The organism is Paenibacillus sp. OT2-17 (assembly GCF_009827695.1).
In the GTDB taxonomy this organism is placed as follows: domain Bacteria; phylum Bacillota; class Bacilli; order Paenibacillales; family Paenibacillaceae; genus Paenibacillus; species Paenibacillus polymyxa_B.
In genome coordinates, this window is record NZ_WUDQ01000044.1 from 1 (window position 1) to 19,798 (window position 19,798).

General features: G+C 46.7%; 7 protein-coding genes and 1 pseudogene. 7 read left to right on the forward strand and 1 reads right to left on the reverse strand.

Annotated elements, in window-relative coordinates:
* Positions 1 to 670 (forward strand): annotated as a pseudogene (locus GRP75_RS09525) (glycoside hydrolase family 25 protein); the annotation flags it as partial.
* A 116-nt stretch (positions 671 to 786) separates the two neighbouring features.
* Here GRP75_RS09525 and GRP75_RS09530 read toward each other — a convergent pair.
* Entirely contained in the window at positions 787 to 5,280 is a 4,494-nt protein-coding gene (locus GRP75_RS09530; RefSeq protein ID WP_160789177.1) for a non-ribosomal peptide synthetase, read from the reverse strand.
* Positions 5,281 to 5,842: 562 nt separating this feature from the next.
* On the opposite strand from GRP75_RS09530, the gene GRP75_RS09535 reads away from it, so the two are divergent.
* The 6 genes from GRP75_RS09535 to GRP75_RS09560 form a co-directional block, all read left to right on the forward strand.
* Positions 5,843 to 8,953 (forward strand): cyclic peptide export ABC transporter, encoded by a 3,111-nt coding sequence (locus GRP75_RS09535; RefSeq protein WP_160789178.1) that lies wholly within the window; start codon positions 5,843 to 5,845, stop codon positions 8,951 to 8,953.
* Between the two features lie 38 nt (positions 8,954 to 8,991).
* Entirely contained in the window at positions 8,992 to 11,907 is a 2,916-nt protein-coding gene (gene uvrA, locus GRP75_RS09540) for an excinuclease ABC subunit UvrA (RefSeq protein ID WP_160789179.1), read from the forward strand.
* Positions 11,904 to 12,935 carry a class I SAM-dependent methyltransferase gene (locus tag GRP75_RS09545; protein ID WP_160789180.1) on the forward strand — a complete coding sequence of 344 codons (1,032 nt, stop codon included), beginning with the start codon at positions 11,904 to 11,906 and terminating at the stop codon, positions 12,933 to 12,935. The genes uvrA and GRP75_RS09545 overlap by 4 nt, the downstream gene beginning before the upstream one ends.
* Before the next feature lie 13 nt (positions 12,936 to 12,948).
* Complete coding sequence (locus GRP75_RS09550) at positions 12,949 to 14,355, forward strand: condensation domain-containing protein (RefSeq protein ID WP_160789181.1); 1,407 nt, start codon at positions 12,949 to 12,951, stop codon at positions 14,353 to 14,355.
* Between the two features lie 2 nt (positions 14,356 to 14,357).
* The gene (locus tag GRP75_RS09555) at positions 14,358 to 15,506 is read left to right on the forward strand and encodes an archaeosine biosynthesis radical SAM protein RaSEA (protein WP_160789182.1); all 1,149 of its coding nucleotides are present in this window, start codon (positions 14,358 to 14,360) and stop codon (positions 15,504 to 15,506) included.
* A gap of 83 nt (positions 15,507 to 15,589) precedes the next feature.
* Positions 15,590 to 19,798, forward strand: a 4,209-nt coding sequence (locus tag GRP75_RS09560; RefSeq protein ID WP_160789183.1) for a hybrid non-ribosomal peptide synthetase/type I polyketide synthase, incomplete at its 3' end; no start/stop codon positions are given.

The following is a 19,798-nucleotide window of genomic DNA, read 5'->3' on the forward strand; positions in this document are numbered from 1 at the left end:
TGCCAGCGGTGATGGATTACGAAAATAATCCGGGAGGGCTTAGCTCGGCCGCGATTCATGAGGTTGCGTTGGCATTTGTAACGGAATTTGAACTGTAATCGGCCGTAAGCCGATGGTATATACAGGGAATGCTTTTGCTGCCCATTTCAAAGCGCCATTGGGTAGTTATAAGCTGTGGATTGCGCGTTATAGTACACGAGTGCCCAGCGATACCACGGCATGGAAGCGCTGGGACTTTTGGCAATATAGCGATAGTGGACGGGTTGATGGAATTCAAGGGCCGGTTGACCTGAATGTATACGCCGGAACAGAGGCCGAGCTACGCCAAGTATTTGCAGGAGAAGAGGGGGATGAGCCAATGACAGCAGAGGAAAAAGCGGCATTTAAAGCCCTGCAACAGCAGGTCGCTGCCCTTGAAAACAGCAAAGATGTGCTCAAGCAGACGTTGAATGAACAGAGCGCTTATATTAAAAAAGTGGATCAGCGAGTAGCTGAACTGGAGGCGCATCAGGCTATGCCAGTACCGACCTGGGCGAAGGAAGCGATGGCTGCCGCTGTTGCATTTAATCCGGCAAGCCCGATTGTGGATGCGAAACTGCCAAGCAGTTACGATTTTTATCGCTTACTGGTCGTACTGAACCGTCTGGGTGTGTTTAAAACAACCAAATGATCTTCGAAAGAACTCATGTACTGCCAACCCCACTTTTATATAGATAAGTACAGTAGTTACGCCCGAAGCCTAAATAGACAGGCGGTTATATGCAGCCGCCTGCCCTTATTGGAACTTTATTCGAAAAGCAATTCAATATCCTCTTGGCTAATCCGAGCAGATTCAAAGTCCGAAGGAGTGAAGTGAACATTCTGCTGACTAAGTGTAAAATCAATCACACGGTGTAGAGTATGGACATACATATGCATAAATTCAGTTATACTTTCTTTTTCAAACAATTCCGTGCTGTACATCATATGGACCACCAACTGGTCGTTAACAATCAGGCTGTTGATTTCGATGCCAGCCGTTAGATGATTGGCGTAGTCCACATCTTGAAGGCCTGGAGTATGCTTATATACATAGTCTGAACTCTGACTTTCGTGATCGAACTGTCCCAGATAATTGAAGCGTAGGGGACGAATCTTTTTACTTTTTTCAATAGCTCCTTGCATGTATTTTAAAATGCCATAACCGATACCCTGTTGGGGAATGCGTCGGCGCAGTTCCTTGACATATGCAATGACACTGCCTATTTCTGTACCTGGCACTTGAATACGTAAGGGATGTAACGCCGTAAACCAGCCAACCGTTCTGGATACGTCTACGTGATCCAGGCTCCTTCCGTGATGCTCAACCTCATAAGTGAAATCGTCCAACCCGATCCATTCCTTTACACTTAACGCCAAGGCAGCTAGCAGTAAATCCACAGGCTCAGTATGATAGACCTGATTCGCCTTGGTGAGCAGTTTGTGCGTATGGGTAGGGGAAAGTTCTCCTTCGACGACTGCACATGAAGCATAGTTTACGGCAGTAGCTGGCTGGCTTGTGATGAATGCTGGAAAATGGTCGTTGCCGCCCTCCATTTCATTCCAAAAATCAAGCTCCTCCCGTAGATCCGCAGTAGTGGAATAATGATGAAGCTCCTTGGCAAAGGTTTGAACAGAGGCTGTTTTTCTTGAAAAATGTACCTCCTTGCCTTCTTCTAAGGCATGATAAGCCTCCAATACATCCTCCAATATAATTCTCCAGGAAACTCCATCTACAACCAGATGATGCGCAGTGATGAACAATTCCCAGGTTCCTTGTCCGTGATCGAATATAGCTGCTCGAATAGGAAGACGGTGGGACAGATCGAAACCGGATTGCAAGCTATGCACCAGCTTATTGAATTCATGCTGCCAAGCATCTGCTGAAATAGGCGTCATGTCATAACAATCCAGCTTGAACGGGATTGCAGTGAGTTCCGGGTTATAAAATAACTTGCCAGCCGGGTGTATGCTCATCCTTAAAGCATCGTGATGCTCAATTACCTTGTGAAATGCCTTTTCTAGAGCAGAACGATCCATTTCATTTTTCAGCAGAAGCAAGACCGATTGATTATAGTGATGAGGATTATGAAATGACTGCTCCATAAACCACAAGGAGATCGGTGTATGCTGAATTTCTCCGCTGACGGGAGCTGAAGAATCGTACAGTCGGCTCTTTTGGCGTGTGTAATGAGCAAGCTCTGCTATACTGGGATGCGCTAAAACATCCTGTACACCCACTTCCAAATCATAGTTATTTAATTTGGATGTCATCTGGATCGCTTTAATAGAGTCTCCGCCCAGTGCGAAGAAATTATCGTGGATACCTATGTTAGACGTATGGAACAGCTCTTCCCAAACCTGCACGAGAATGCTTTCCACCGTATTATGGGCTTCCTCATATATGTCAGTTAATCCAGAGGACACGTCTGGTACAGGAAGCTTTTGCTTGTCCACCTTGCCATTGGATGTAAGCGGAATGATTTCCAGCTGGAGTATGTGGCTTGGTACCATATAATGGGGAAGACAAGCATGTAAATAATCTTTGAGAAGCTTGGGAGAGATAGCACGATCAGATACATAATAGGCACACAAAACGGGATATCTATTCGCATCGCCTGTTTCCACAACGTTTACGACAGCATGCTGGATGTCAGGATAGGAGGATAAAGCTCCTTCAATCTCACCCAGCTCGATACGAAAGCCTCTGATTTTGACTTGGTTATCATTTCGGCCAAGGTATTCGATCAGGCCATTTTCCAGCCGTATCCCCATGTCACCGGTTTTATACATTCGTTCGCCAGGAACAAAAGGATTATCGAGAAACCTTTCTTTTGTGAGTTCCAGTCTGTTCAGATATCCTCTTGCCACTCCATGACCGGAAATGTAGATTTCTCCTTTTACCTGCACAGGAACAGGCTTTAAGTGCGTATCCAGCAAATATACAGCCACGTTATCGGAAGGCACGCCGATGGGTACGGATCTTCTGCTATCCCGGTCTGCATCATACATATGGATCATGCAGCCTACGACGGTTTCCGTAGGTCCGTACTCATTGAACAGGGCAATACTTCCGCCAAACTTGTCATGAATGTTGTGAGCAAGACTGACTTTGAGATCTTCTCCTCCTACAATGCATTTGCGGACGCTCGATGTACGAATGTCCGACTCTTGTAGAAGGGACAAGTGTGCGGGAGTTAGCTTTACAATGGTTGTACGTTGGTCTTTCATAATGCGGAACAATACAAATTCGCCGGGATCATCATCTCTGTAGAGGTTAATGGCATGTCCGCTGATTAATGGGGTGAATATGGAAGTGACAGTCAGATCAAAGGCTATTGACGAATAACAAGCAAAGACCTCGTGAGCTGCGGACAAGTAGGTTTTATTCGCCCACCATATGTAATTCACAAGTCCCTTGTGCGGAACTGCCACTCCTTTAGGTTTGCCTGTGGAACCGGAGGTGTAAATTACATAAGCGAGCTGGTTCGGTCCGCTTTGTGGCTTCAAATTCGAGCAATCTCCATGGTACAGGGATGCATCGTCTATACGATAAACTCCTCTGGAAAATGAAATATCATCATTCAAAGGTGCATCGGTAAGAAGCAAAGCAGCCCCGGAATCCTCCAGCATATAGCTAACACGGTCAGCTGGATAGTGAGGATCTATAGGCAGATAGGCCCCACCTGATTTCAACACAGCTAAGATCGAAATGATAAGCTCAAATGAATGCCCAGCCATGATCCCCACGATACTCTCTTGCCCAATACCACGGCTTTTTAAAAACCTCGCCAGTTGGTTAGCTTGTTCATTTAACTCACGATAGGTTAACGTGTGCTCTTCAAAGTAACAGGCAATATTAGTAGCTTTTTCAACGACTTGCTGCTCAAATAACTGAGTAATGGTTAGGGACGAGGGATAGGAAGAACGTGTTTGATTCAGCCCATAGATCAGCTCATTTTGTTCCTGCGGAGATAGCATTTCAATCTCTGCAATCCGGGTCTGTGGCTGCTCGATCATCTCGCGAACGATATGAATGATATACTCAAACATTTTTGCGATCTGCGTCTCACTGTAAGAATTCACTTTATAGTCAAAGTCCAGCGTAATTCTTCCGCTCCCCTCCCAGTCACGAATAACCAGTTGCAGCGCATAAGGTTGATAACCACTGAAAACCTCCTGAACTTCATAGGGGCACCCATCAAATTGGGGACTAAATTTCATATTGTAATAATTAACACACATATCAAACAGACTGTTATATCCTTTTTGAGCAAGCTCCAGGTCACTAGCTAGAAGATCATATGGATATTTTTGATGAAAATAAAAATTCATCAGCTCTGCCCCCACATGCTTCATCAAAGAGCAGGCATCTAAAGCTTCATCCAGTTGGATGCGAAACGGCATGGTGCTGGTGAACATGCCAAACGTATTTTTTTGTTTTTTGCCCGATCTGTTCAGGACTGGAGTCCCGATCACCACATCGGTTTCTTGAGTCGTCCGGTAGATGTAAAGCAGAAGGGCGGATACGAATAATACGTTTACAGAAAGTTTGGAGCTTTGGATAAAGGTCTGAATGATGCGTGAAGTTTCACTATCGATGGCAAAGGATGTTCGAACGGCCGAAATATCTTTGCTTTTGTTGATAGGTATCATGTCGGGTAAGGTTTGAAGTTTTTCATGCCAGAATATTTTATTTTTAATAAAACGCTCAGATGTTAAATAGGCTTGTTCTTGATCAATGATAGGTATGTAGGAATATTCTTCATCAGCAGGCAGGGGGCTGTGGTTAACCAGTAGTGTATAATACTGCGAAATTCGTTCAGACACGATATGTAAGGCCCAACCGTCTGCAATAATATGATGAAATTGACCCAAATAACCAACATCACCAGGCCCAAGTTTAAAAATAACAAAAGAATACAGTTTGGCATTCAACAGAGGCATAACCTGTCCACTCACAGCCTTCAGCCATTGTTCAAAATGAAGTAACGGATCAGGCTCATGACTAAAATCAATACATGCGATCTGCTCCTTTTCATAGGGCTTCACGTACTGTACGGGTTCTCCATTTTGCTCTTCGATCTGGATGCGGAGGCCTTCCGTTTTGGAAATGAAGAGTTGAATCGCTTTCTCCAGCGCGTCAAACTCTAGTTCCTTTTGAATGCGTACAAGTCCGGTCAGATTGTGCATGGCTGTCGTACCATATATTTTCTCGTTATACCAAACTCTTTTTTGAGAATGCGTTAATGCATAGAACATCCATTAGCCTCCTTATACATGCAGATATTGAAAAACATAGAGTCTACATAAAAATGATCCTAGCCCACCCAATAAAAACAATCAAGCAGAAAAAATGTATTTTTAAACAAAAAATAAAACGGATTTTCGACAATTTTATTCCAATTTAAAAAGGCGAGTTCCCTTTAAAAGGTTTCCGTAGGTTTACAATGGAATTTTTAAAAAAGTGTGAATTAGCTCACTACATCCGATATGGATGAAATGTTAAGGTGTTAATACAATTTCGATAATATTGATAAATATTAATTTATTAAGTATTTCTGGTAATTGACTCTCCGATTTCGCAATCAATATCCTGGCATTCTTCCTTAATTTTCCTTTAAATAAATCCATTCCTATTTAACATATATTTACTCTTAAACTATTTAATTATCCATAAATTAAATATACAAATTGTGTATATTTATTCATGATGTTGAATACTATTTATCCTAGTTTTTTTATGTAATTACTAGATAAATAGTCTTACATATATTGGTCAAGCAAGCTTTGATTACATATTACAAAGAAAGCTGGAGCGATTATGGAATGTAAAAAGATGATCATGAGAAAAATGGCAGCGGTTATCCTGATTTTCGCTTTAGTGGCTACATGTATTCCGCCCAGTCGTGCGGAGGCCGCAGCAGGATTGGATGAAAACACCACTCAGCGTTTGGAAGCATTTATTCATGAGAAGATGCAGGAAGGTCATATCCCTGGAATGACAGTTATTGTGGTTCGTGGAAAGGAAACGGCCTATCTCAAAAGTTTTGGGTACGCCAATGTGGACAAGCAGGTTCCTGTAACACCCGAGACAAGCTTTGAAATTGCCTCTTGCTCCAAAGGATTTACAGCACTTGCCGTGCTGCAACTACAGCAGCAGGGGTTGTTGAAGCTGGATGATCCCGTTTCAAAGTTTTTTCCATGGTTTCAAGCCAAGTATAAGCACCAAAATGTCGAGATTACACTGCGGCAGCTGTTACATCACTCCAGTGGCATTCCATGGTACACAATTACCGACATCCCGATCTCCAACCGTCCCGATTCACTGGAACAGGTTGTACGAAATGTGAATGGCCTGGAATTACATAATCGTCCTGGCGAACGCTTTGAATATGCCACCATTAACTACGCAATCGTGGGGGCTGTCATTCAAAAGGTCACAGGGCAACCTTACGAAGATTATATGAAGACCCATATTTTTCAGCCTTTAGGTCTGAATAAAACTACTCTTTATCCCACAGAAGCCGCACCCACGATGGCAACAGGCTACAAGAACGGCTTTTTTCAAGCACGTGAATATCAATCCCCTGTCTTTAGAGGAAACCGTCCCGCTGGTTATATCATGATGGACGGAAATGACCTCGCCACTTGGCTCAAATATCAGTTGGGCAGCCTGAAATCTCCCATGACTCCATTAATTATGGAAACTCATGCGCCTGACCGCACCGTTACCCCCAGCAAGTTTGATATGTCGTCTTATGCTATGGGCTGGGCTGACTACCAAAGTGGAAACGGAGAGGTGTCCAAGGCTGGATTAAATCCGAATTTTTCTGCTTATATGGTTTTTCGCCCTCAGGATCAGCTGGCTGTAGGGATTATGGCAAACAACGGTACCACGTTAACGTATATCACCGGGCATGGTCTTATGGACATTTTACGAGATCGTCAGCCTGTGTCTCCGTATGAGCCAGATCAGAAAACAGACAATGCGTGGTCCGTTATTACGATCATGCTGGCATGTTATGTGCTGGCGGTAGTGGTCCTGTTGATGACGGTGGTACGAGATATCATCCGCAAACAACGTGTTTTGAAGCCTTTGAATCCAAAAAAGCTGCTCACATGGCTGCTATTTTTACTTTGCAGTACACCGTTTTTGTATGGAGTTTATTTGGTTCCTACTGCCATGCAGGGCGTTTCATGGACAACCGCGATTGTCTGGTCTCCGTTTAGCTTTCCGTTTGCGATTGGAGCCTTGGGGCTGGGATTGCTTTTGAGCTTTGGCTACCTGGTGTTGGGTACGATTTTTCCGAACACAGACGAAAATAAACGCTCGCTTCCTTTACTGGTAATGATGAGCTTGCTGAGCGGGGCGGCGAATGCCTTTGTCATTTTTATCGTCAATTTCTCAATTGGCAGCGAAATACCGCTCAAATATCTGCTGTATTATTTCGGATTAGCGCTGGCGGTTTATATTTTCGGTCGCAAGCTGATTGAAACCAAATTAGTGAAGATTACCTACAACATGATTTATCGAAAACGAATGGAACTGATTCAACGTGTGCTACACAGCTCTTATGACAAATTAGAACGCATGGACAATGGCAAAATTTTAGCCACTTTAAATAATGATACAGAGATGGTGGGCTTCTCGGCCAATGTGGCGGTGGGGTTCGCGACCAGTCTACTGACAGTCATCTGCTGCTTTGTTTATCTCGGTACGATTTCATTTTGGGGCACGATACTTTCCCTTGTTGTCATTGCGGTGATTGCCGCATTTTATAGCATCGTCAGCGGTACGGCTAACCGCTATTGGGAAGAGGCGAGGGATACCCAAAACGTGTATTTGGGGTTCATCGACCATATGCTCAAAGGTTTTAAAGAGCTTAGTATGCATGGACGCAAAAAGACGGAGTTTAGCAGCGATATTCAGGATAGCTGTGAACAGTATCGTCAAAAACGCTCCGTGTCCCGCATTAAATTTACCAATGCACTGGTGCTGGGCGAGACGCTGCTGATTTTAATTTTAGGTGTAGTTACCCTTGTGTTCCCGACGATTTTCCCGAACATTAAGGATTACACATTAATTCAATTTGTTGTCGTGTTCCTCTACTTGATCGGACCCATCAACGGATTGTTGCAGGCTGTGCCGGAGCTGTTCCAGATTCGGACCTCCTGGCGAAGAATTAAAGCCTTTATTGCGGAAATGCCGACTGATGACAGCGGAGAAGTGTATGATACTGCGAGTTTGGTGGATGAAGAAGTGGCTGTGGAACGAATTGGTTTTCATAATCTTAGCTTCGAGTACAGCAACGTGACTGGAGAGTCCAGCTTTCTGGTCGGACCTATTACACTGGAAGCGGCTAAAGGACAGACCATTTTCATCACAGGCGGCAACGGCAGTGGTAAAACGACGCTTGCTAAATTAATGACTGCCCTCTATCCTCCACAAACGGGATACATCACGATCAATGGAGAAGTCATTGATGCCCGCACGTCGGGCGAGTATTTTTCCACCGTCTTCTCTGATTTTCATCTGTTTGAGCGCTTGTACGACATTGATTATAAGGAAAAGCAGTCCGACATTGAGCGTTATCTGAAAAGACTGGGACTGGAGGAAAAAGTAACGGTCAAGGATGGATATTTCAGTACGCTCAAGCTATCAGGTGGACAACGAAAGCGGCTTGCGCTTTTGATCTGTTATCTGGAAGATCGACCCGTATATTTGTTTGACGAATGGGCTGCCGATCAAGATCCGGAATTCCGCAAGTTCTTTTACCATACACTTCTGCCTGAAATGAAGGCGGCGGGTAAAATTATTTTCGCCATTACGCATGATGACCATTATTTCCATACCGCAGACCGACTGCTGAAGATGGAAATGGGGCAGATGAAGGAGCTGGAGGTGTTGAGTGCTGAAGTCAGTGGCTCATAACCAATCCATTAAAATTTATGAAAAAGTGTGGGCTTAGCATGCAAAACTACATTGTTGTCAAAGGTGCAAGACAGCACAACCTGAAAAATATCTCCTTGCGGATTCCGCGAGATCAACTGGTTGTTTTCACGGGAGTTAGCGGCTCGGGTAAATCATCGCTTGTCTTCAATACACTATATGCGGAAGGGCGACGACGCTTAATGGAGTCGCTGTCCGCATATGAACGAATGGGTTTGCGAAAAACGGAAGAGGCGGATGTGGACTTGATCGAAGGGTTGTCTCCGGCAATTGCGATGGAGCAAAAGACGGTCTCGCGCAACCCGAGGTCAACCGTGGGTACATTGACCGAAATCTCCTCTTTTGTCCGGTTGTTGTTTTCACGAACAAGTCGGGCGGTTTGTCCCTACTGTCAGGAAGCACTGTCTGTACAGACAAGGAAAAAAATCACGGAGCAGGTACTCCAATGCTCACCTGATGCTTCAATAGAAATCTATGCGCCGATCCTTTCCATGCCACATGAAGGGCCTGTCGCGTTGCTGAAGGAAATACAAAAAAAAGGCTACACCCAATTAAGCTGGAATCAAAAAATGCTGGATATAGAGCAAGCTGAGGTTTTGTTTTCCAGTATGTCTCCACAGGCAGTACGTCTAGGAAAAGGAGACAGTCAGCTGGAGGTACTGGTTGGCAGAATTACGATTTCAGCTTCCGTGGAGCAACGAAAAGATATCCAAGCTCTGGTGGATAAAGCACTGGATTTAGGAGATGGCTGGATTCAAATTCGACCTGTGGTTGATAAACGATTCGTATGTAATCTGAATTTTGGCTGCTCCTGTTGTGGCATGGTGGCGAGTGAAATTTCGGCAGGGGCTTTCTCGTCGAATAGTCCTTTGGGTGCTTGTCCGACTTGTACAGGACTGGGCACTCATTATGAAGTAGATCTGGAACGTGTGATTCCTGATCGATCCAAAAGTCTAGCTGAAGGAGCGATTCAGCTACTTGGCTGGCAATGTGAGCAAGAGAAATTTCACAAAAATCGAAAAATTTTGGAGGGACTAGCGACCCGATATCATTTTGAACTGAGCACGGCGGTAAAGGATCTGCCAGATGAGGCGTTATACGCTGTGCTATACGGTACTCAAGGGGAAAAGATTGCAATTGAGAATCCTGCTACAGGTGGCAAGCTGATGCACGAAAGATTTGCAGGTATTGTGAATCTTATTTATGAGCGCTTTAACGCTAATGCCAAGGATGAAATGAGCGCTATGAAAGCGGAAGACAAGGAAGTGATGCGGGAACAAGTATGTCCGAGCTGCGGAGGAGCACGTTTGAAGGCAGAACGACTGCTATATCGTGTGGGGGACAAAACGATCCGCGATTTTTCGAACATGCCGTTGGTTGAGCTGTATGCAGGCTGTGATGAACTACTGCGAATGGCACCTCAAGTTTTCGAGAGTCTTGCGGCTGTGGCCCAGCCCATTTTACAGGAAATCAAGACTCGTTTGACGCTGCTGCTGGATATGGGACTGGACTATTTAAATCTGAACCGTCCGGTGACCCTGCTCTCGGGTGGTGAATCACAGCGCGTACGCTTGACGACCCAATTAAGCTCTGGGCTGATGGGCATGATCTACATTTTGGATGAACCCAGTGTTGGATTACACCCGAAGGATACCGGGAAAATGATAGCTATGCTTCACAGACTACGGGATTTGGGAAATACCATCTTGGTCGTCGAACATGATGAGGAGATTATGGCCCAAGCGGATTATCTTGTTGATATTGGACCTGGCGCAGGATTGCTCGGCGGTGAAATTGTAGCACAGGGTACGGTGGAAGAAGTCATGAGCAATTCGAAGTCTTTGACAGGACAATATTTGAGCGGCAAGCAAGGTATTCCTGTTCCCACCCAACGAAGAAAGGCCTGTGACGGGAAATATCTTGAGGTGCTGGGAGCCAGGGAGAATAATCTGCAGAACCTGAATATACGAATTCCATTGGGTTGTTTAGTTTGTGTTACAGGGGTATCAGGATCAGGGAAAACCACGCTGGTTCATAACGTTATATATGAGAAATTACGTTCTCGCCTGGAGGGTAAATCTGCATATCTGAAGCACGATGTAGAGCTGAAAGGAGAAGCGTCGATTGATCAGGTGATCTGTATCGATCAGAAGCCAATTGGACGGACACCGCGATCCACTCCGGCTACCTATGTGGGGGTGTTTGACGCTATTCGAAAACTATTTGCCAGGACAGAAATAGCTAGACAGCTCCAACGAAAGAGTGCACATTTTAGCTTCAATTCACCGGGTGGACGCTGTGAAGTTTGTTCAGGACTCGGGGTGATCGTCACTGAAATGCAGTTTATGTCTGACGTTGAAATGGTTTGCGAAACGTGCCGGGGCAGACGCTACAGCGAGGATATACTGGCAATTACATATCACGAGAAGAATATCGCGGATGTATTGGAGATGAGCATTGAAGAAGCTGCTGTTTTCTTCGCTGACCAACCGGATATTTACGGCAAGTTGAAGCTCATGAACGAATTGGGTCTTGGTTATATGAAGCTGGGTCAGTCTGCCACGACATTATCTGGCGGGGAAGCCCAGCGTATTAAGCTGGTAGAGGAGCTAAGTCAGTTAAAAAAAGGGCGCAGCCTGTTGTACATTTTGGATGAACCGACCACAGGCTTGCATGCCGACGACATTCAGCGACTGCTAACTATCCTTCAACAGCTCGTGGATGAGGGCAACACCGTACTCATCATTGAACATAACCTGCATCTGATCAAAACAGCAGATTATGTGATAGACCTTGGCCCTGAAGGGGGCACCCGAGGTGGACAGCTAGTGGCAGCTGGAACGCCTGAGCAGGTTGCGACCTGTGAGCACTCCCATACCGGATCTTTTTTACGTAACTTAGGAATGGATTACGACGAGAACGAGGTGAGAGCATGAGCAACAGATTGGAACATTTACGCATTCTCCCGACAGGCCCCCTAAATTATTATCTGCAAAAGCGATACAACGATCTGCCATGGGTGCACAAGTTTGGCTTGGATCACATCAAGGTAAAGGGGGATTTTATACTCATTCATACATGGAAGCCTGGGTATGTGAAGCTAACACGGGAACAGGCAAATCTTCTCAAAGCAGCCATTGAAAAAGGCGAAAATCCTGAGGACAAGCTTCCTCGGCTGCCAGAAGCATGGCTACTGGACGGAGAAGATGAACCTGATGTGGAAGGACTCTTGGCTAAGGTCATCGTGCCCGAGTTATTCGAACTGCTTTCCCCGGAAAATCTTCAAGAAGACGTGACCAGTCCGCAATCTATCCGGTTAAGAGCTATTTTGGAGCGTGTCGCCGAGCATGTACCTGTTTTTCCAGCCATTCAGAATCCCTATGAGCTGCGTCGTTTTCTGGAGGTCGTGAAAGGCCAAAAGCCTAAAACAGTCGTTGAGATCGGGACAGCCAGCGGCGGTGTGTTTTATTGCCTGAGTCAACTGGCCGATCCAGACGCGTTGCTCGTCAGTATTGATTATCCGGGTGGACCGTATGGAGGGGGTCAGGATGACAGTGAGGTACAGCTCTACTCCAGCTTTGGCAGCACGGGGCAGCAGTTTTCTTTTATTCGAGACCGTTCATTTCACTGCTCCACCAAACAGGACTTGAAAAAGGTTTTAGGAGACCGGCAGATTGACCTTCTATTTATTGATGGAGATCATTCCTACGGTGGTGTGAGTTCGGATTTTCGTATGTATCAAGAGCTGGTGGCACCGGGCGGCATGATTGCTTTTCATGATATCAGCATGCGGCCTGAAACGTGGGGAAGAGGTTATGATGTTGGCGTTTTCTGGGATGAAGTGAAACAAAGTTATCCCTCCTTTGAGGAATTTGTAGACCCAACGGGCTGTCGAGAGCCGTTTATTCGTCACCCGCAAGAGGGACTGTTCGCGTATGGGATTGGCACCATCATTCAATTGTAAGGGGGAGGCAACCATGAGCCACCGTCCATTGAACAAAACACGTGTGGAGGATGTCATTGGTTTGACTCCCATGCAGGAAGGAATGCTCTACCACTATTTACGGGACAAGGATACAGGAGCTTATTTTGAGCAATACAGCTATACGCTGCAGGGTCAGCTTGATCTATCTGTCTGCTGTGAGGCGTGGAAATGGACGATTCAACAGCATGAAGTGCTGAGAAGCGTATTCCGCTGGGAAAAGATCCAGAACCCGGTTCAGATTGTCCTGAAAGGACGCGTCCTATCTTTCACTTTCCATGACCTCACAGAAATGGAAGAGGTGGAGCGAGAGACGGTACTACAGGAGCTGCGCGAGGCAGACCGTGCTGTAGGATTTGACCTGTCCGAGGGCCCCCTACTGCGGATTACGGTGTTTAGGCTGGCACATGATCGTCATATCATGATGGTCAGCAACCACCATATTGTGATGGATGGCTGGAGTAATGGCATTGTGCTGGGCGCGTTTATCCGGGCATATGATGCGCTGCGTGCAGGCCGGGAGCCAGAACAAGTAGCCAAGCCGCGTTTTGGAGAGTACGTGAAATGGCTTGGTACGCAGGATAGAAGCGGAAGCAAGGCATTTTGGCAAGCTTACCTGACTGGATATGAGGTTCAGCCCCTGTGTTTACCCGATACAATTTCTAGCTCAGAAATAAGCGATACGGCTTGCGAATCGTATGTTTTGCAATCGGAGCTGGTGAGGGGGCTTGAAGCTGTTGCGAAGGAAGAATCCGTGACAGTAGGTACCCTTTTTACAGCGGCCTGGGGTATTCTGCTGCAAAAGGTCAGCAGACGTCAGGATGTGCTTTTCGGCACGACGGTATCTGGCCGCTCCAGCAGCCTGCCTGGAATTGAACAGGTAGTGGGGCTTTTGATGAACACGGTTCCTGTACGGTTACAGTCAGGCAATGGAGATACGCTGCAACAAGCCTTGCTCGATATTCAGCAAGCCAGCGTAGCGAGACAGCCCTACGAAACAACACCGCTTGTGGATATACAGTCTTACGGCAATTTCAGAAGCACAGAGCGTCTTTTTGATACGTTGCTTGTGATTGAAAATTATCCGCTGGAGATCAATCGACAGAGTGAATTGACCTTGGAATCCTTTTTTGGCCATAGCGTAACGGATTATTCACTTCTGGTGAGCATTCATCAAATGGAGCAAACTGCCATCCAAATCATGTATCAGCCCTCAAAATATGAGCCGTCCGCGATTGAACTGTTATGTGAACGTTATGTTGCTTTGCTCAGGCTGATCGTTACAGAAAGAGATTATGCCATTCAGAATATTCACTCCTTGACGGAGATGGAAAAGAGACTGGAAGAGGTCTGGGCAATTGAATTTGACTATAGCCCGGATACTTTGAAAAGGAGTGTATGAAGATGAAGAAGCCGAAAGCTTGGGAACAAATGGATTCCTATCAATGGATGACCACGAAAGAAACCGCCCACTATTACCGACTCATCGCCAATCTAATGAAGGAGATTCACGCTAAAATTCCAGATGAACAGTATCATTTGGACAAAGTAGCGACAGAAACGGATATTCGTGAGGAAAACTTTCAGGGAAAAAACTATCAACGCGCAGTCATGTATTTAATGTCTAACGGATGTGAGTGGGCCTTGAAAAACGGAAATGGCTGCACCATGTGCGGTCATTTGGCCAAGCAAACACGTAAAGACGGCCCTCTCTCTGCCCATTATTATTTGGAGCAATTTAGTGAGGAATTTAAGCGGATTGATTTTAGCAAATATCCTTTACTCAATCTGTATAATAACGGCTCCATTCTCAACGACAATGAAGTTCCGGCTGAAGCGCTGTGGGAAATCATACGCATGGTTGGAGAAAAGCCTGAGATCAAAATGCTGGTCATCGAAACCAGACCCGAATTTGTAACGAAAGAAAATATGGCGGAAATTAAGCGCCTTTTACCGGATAAGCATGTGGAAGTCGCCATGGGGCTCGAAATGATTGACGACTTTTTGCGGTATGTATGCATAAACAAAGGCTTTTCCTTAAAGCAATTTGATAAGGCCGCTCGCTTGGTGACCCAGGAGCTGAATTTACGTAGCTATGTGTTGCTGAAGCCGCCCTTTATTACGGAACAAGAGGCTATCGAACATGCCGTACAAACGATTGAGCATGCTTTTGAGCTCGGTACGACGACCGTTTCACTGGAAAGCTGTACCGTACAGGATTATACACTGGTGCAATATTTAAGTGACCAGGGCGCCTATAAACCGGCATGGCTCTGGAGCATCGTTGAGGTGGTAAAACGGACGGCGCATTTGGGCAAGATCATCGTCGGTTTGTTCCAATTCTATCCTTCTCCTGTCGGGGTGCCATACAATTGTCCGCAGTGCAGTGATCGAGTAATGGAGGCGTTGAAGGAGTATAATCACACTCTTGATCCGAGCGTTCTGGACCATCTGGATTGCAGCTGCAAGGCTGAATGGAAGAAGGAACTGAATCACGTGCATCCTCCTTTTGAGGAAAGACTGAGCATTTTGAATAGTGAATTAATTAAGTGATTCATTGAGATTATCAACTGGAAGATATGGTAGATTCGTCAGCTCATGAAGGCCTGGAACGGTTGACAGAGAGGGGAGTGTGTATGGACAAAAGTACACATTTGAAAGGCCGGATCATTGAAGAATATTGGATGGAAAAATGGTCTCAAGACCTGCCGAGCGAGTTACTGCCTGCAAGCAGAAGCAAGTCTAACCATCAGCTGGAGGCTCGCAAGGAAACGCTCGAAATGGTTATTCCCAGGGAAACGATTCGTCAATTGGATCAAATGTCGAAGGGCTCGGAGTTGGGACGTTTTATTTTGTTCCTGACGGCGCTGTCAGGGCTGGTCTATCGCTATTCGCAGTCAGAGGATATTTGTATCGGCACGACGACGCTTATACAGTCCGAACCCAAGCGGGGAAATGTGCTTTTTCTCAAGCCGCGGGTTCAGGAAAGCCAAACCTGGCGTGAGCTTAACGAAGACATGAAGGCCGAGTTTTCTCGAACGATGAATCATCAGGATGTTTCTGTGCCCCTTCTCTATAAAAAATGGACATCTCTTCACGGGAGAGAACTGCAAGAACTGTGGCAACTGGCATGTGTGGATGAGGGATTACAAACGGTGACTGAGGACCTGGATCGGTTCGATCTGATGATCAGGCTTGTACCAAACGAAGAAGGTCGAATGCTGCAACTGGTTTATCGGCCTGAGGTGTATTCGTTGTCCCTAGTCCAATCCTTTGCTGCAAATTTGCTGTATGTTCTGGCTCAATGGCCTGAGAAATCGGCGGTCTCTCTGGAGGATGATGCGGCAAATATGCTGGCTCCACAGCAACGAGAGCTTCTGGTACATGGATTAAATCAGACGGCTGTAGAGCTGCCGGGTGTGACCTTGCTGCATCAATTGTTCGAAGAACAGGTGATGACAACGCCTGAACAAGCTGCTGTGGTCGAGGCAGGGTATCGCATTAGCTATAGAGAGCTAAATGCGAAGGCAAATCAGTTAGCCCATACTTTACAACGTCACGGAGTGGGATCGGATGATATCGTGGGCATCATGGCTGAGCCGACGACGGAGGTCATCATTGCCATCTTAGCGGTATTAAAGGCTGGAGCGGCGTATTGTCCGATAGATCCGACGTTTCCAGTAGAGCGGGTACAGCAGCTTTTAATGGATAGTCGGATGGAGTTGTTGATCTCACCTCCACAGCATGTGGATACCCATGCTTTTCAAGGAACAGTGCTCGATCTATCCAATCCTGCATTATATGCGGGGGAGCCGTCCAATCTACCGTTTGAGGGTAGACCTGATCATACAGCGTATGTCATATACACATCAGGCTCGACGGGAGCGCCCAAAGGGGTGGTGATAGAGCATCGTCATATTGTCAATCAATTGGCTGGACTGAAACGCAGCTATGACTTCCATGAACAGTTGAGACATGTTTTGATGGCTCCGTTCACATTCGATCCCTCTGTGCAGCAGATTTTTTTACCGTTAGCTACAGGCGGGACACTGTATCTGATTCCGAAAGAAGCTAAAACCGATCCAAGCGCCTTTTGGGGACTGGTACGGAAGGAACGGATTAACGTGTTGAATACCGTACCTTCACTGATGGAAGTGCTGTTAGAACAGGTGACAGATATCGAACATCACTTTGCTTTTATCATGGTGGCAGGTGAGGTTTGCAGCGGCGAGCTGGTACAGCAATTACGCGATAAGCTGAACATAGACAAGCTGCTCAACATTTACGGCCCGACGGAAGCGGCTATTAATACAACTCTGTATGAATGTCTGCCTGTAGAGCAGCGAGCAACATTACCCATAGGTAAGCCTCTGCTGAATTATCAGGTATACGTTCTGGATCCACAGCAACGCTTGCTGCCCTTCGGAGCTACTGGAGAGCTGTTCATCGCTGGCGCTGGACTGGCGCGCGGATACTTATACAATCCACGCTTGACGGCAGAACGCTTTGTGCCGAATCCGTTTGGTACCGAAACAGAACGGATGTATAAAACAGGCGATCTGGTGAGATGGCTGTCTGACGGCAATCTGGAGTTTGTCGGCAGGTCCGATGATCAGGTTAAGATCCGGGGGATGCGTGTGGAGCTGGGGGAGATTGAGTCTGTTCTCAGAAGTCATCCGTCCATCAAAGAAGCCGTGGTCATTCCGCATGGATCAGAGGAACGAACCGAGGATCTTGCTGCCTTTTATACCTTGAAAAAATCGGGAGCCAGGCAAGAATCTCCGGTCGGAACGAGCGATGTCCAGTCGTACTTGAAGCAGCATGTACCGGGCTATATGGTCCCGGCTCATATCGTCTGCTTGGAGTCCATGCCCGTCACAGTGAACGGCAAGGTGGATAAAAAAGCGTTGCCTCTGCACCAGATTGTAATTACCGAAACCCGTGCATATGTGGCACCACGTAATGAGTTAGAAGAACAGCTGACGGAGATCTGGAAGAAGCTGCTGGTCGTACCTGTCGTTAGTGTGGAGGAAAGTTTTTTTGAAGCAGGTGGAAATTCATTGTCTATCGTGCGACTGCAAAGCAGAATCCACCATCTGCTGAAAGTTCAGCTGACGATTCCACAGCTCTTTACACATCATACGATCGCCATGCAGGCTAAAATCATTCAGTTCGGCGGTGTAGAGCAACCTACCGAAGCCCTTCGCAAAACGGAAACAAAACGACTACATAACCACAGACCTGAGCTTGGAAGCAAGGGGCGAAACGGTGATGTTGCTGTGATTGGCATGGCTTGCCATTTCCCTATGGCGGACAATTGCGATGACTTATGGGACAATCTGTGTCGCGAGGTGGATGCCGTCCGCGACATTCCGGCCCATCGGTTACAGGATATTGCTCAGGGTTCAGATGATGTAGTCGGGCAGTCAAAATCGTTGCCACAAGGGGCATATCTGGATCGAATTGATGGCTTTGATGCATCATTTTTTCAAATATCCCCTAATGAAGCACGGATGATGGACCCGCAGCAGCGTCTGCTGTTGCAGGTTGTATGGGAAGCGATGGTGAATGCGGGTTACTCGGAAAAAGAGGTGTACGGCTCGAAGACAGGAGTGTTCGTAGGGACAGGCACACCGCAATATATGGACCTTATGCAACAGGTAGAGCCTTCCGCAATTCCGGGGAATTTGCAGGCTGTGATTGCCGGACGGATTGCTTATGCCTTCAATTGGACAGGCCCGGCGGAGGTTATTGATACAGCCTGTTCCTCTTCACTCATCGCCGTACATCATGCGGTACAGGAGATAACGTCCGGCGGTTGTGAAATGGCCGTGGCTGGTGGTGTCAATCTGTATTTGTCGATGGTGGATGAAAATCTCTTCAATATGGGAATCGCCTCACCTGATGGAAAGACGAAGGCGTACGACGCATCGGCAGATGGTACAGGCGGTGGCGAAGGGGTTGGCGCTGTTGTACTGAAGTCACTGGAGCAGGCGGTGGCTGATGGTGATTATATTTACGCAGTAATCAAAGGAAGCGCAGCTAACTCGGATGGTCGCTCCAACGGGATCACAGCTCCCAATGCGGCAGCGCAGGCTGAAGTGATTGAAGAGGCCTGGAAGCGTGCGGAGATTGATCCGCAGACGGTTTCTTATATCGAAACGCACGGGACAGGCACCAAGCTAGGTGATCCTATTGAAATGGAGGGCATTACACGGGCTTTTGGACGGTACACAGATCGTAAGCAGTTCTGTGCGGTAGGCTCCGTCAAAAGCAATATCGGGCATCTGGATTCAGCGGCAGGGATTGCCGGGTTTATAAAAGCAGTGCTGGCCATCACCAAGCGTCAGATTCCGGCATCCCTTCATTTTAAAGTGCCTAACCCACATATTGATTTTGCAAATTCTCCGGTTTATGTTGCTCGGTCACTTCAGGAATGGACGCCAGACTGCGGGATTCGTCGTGCAGGGGTAAGCTCCTTTGGCTTGAGCGGAACGAACTGCCATGTTGTGCTGGAGGAATATGCGATCCAAAGAGAAGTTCCTTCTCTGGGCGAGGAATATGTATTCACCTTGTCAGCCCGGACTGAACAAGCGCTCTACGCTTATGCCGACAGGTTTGCAGCTTATCTGGGAAATACCAACGAAGCTTTGGCAGACATTTGTTACTGTACCAATATCAGCCGTGGAAACGACGCCTGCCGTTTGGCTACCGTCGTCGGCTCGCAGGAAGAATTACGGCGTAAGCTCATGCTGTTCGTGGAGCAGAGCGATCATGATGCAGCTTCGGTATTACCGGATCGCGAACGAATATACGTAAATACGACAGCAAAAACAGGGAACAGC

Excerpts from the sequence above, each read along its gene's own strand:
- GRP75_RS09530 (WP_160789177.1), bottom strand. The coding sequence starts at position 5,280 with ATGTTCTATGCATTAACGCATTCTCAAAAAAGAGTTTGGTATAACGAG.
- GRP75_RS09535 (WP_160789178.1), top strand. The coding sequence starts at position 5,843 with ATGGAATGTAAAAAGATGATCATGAGAAAAATGGCAGCGGTTATCCTG.
- GRP75_RS09550 (WP_160789181.1), top strand. The coding sequence starts at position 12,949 with ATGAGCCACCGTCCATTGAACAAAACACGTGTGGAGGATGTCATTGGT.
- GRP75_RS09555 (WP_160789182.1), top strand. The coding sequence starts at position 14,358 with ATGAAGAAGCCGAAAGCTTGGGAACAAATGGATTCCTATCAATGGATG.
- uvrA (WP_160789179.1), top strand. The coding sequence starts at position 8,992 with ATGCAAAACTACATTGTTGTCAAAGGTGCAAGACAGCACAACCTGAAA.
- GRP75_RS09545 (WP_160789180.1), top strand. The coding sequence starts at position 11,904 with ATGAGCAACAGATTGGAACATTTACGCATTCTCCCGACAGGCCCCCTA.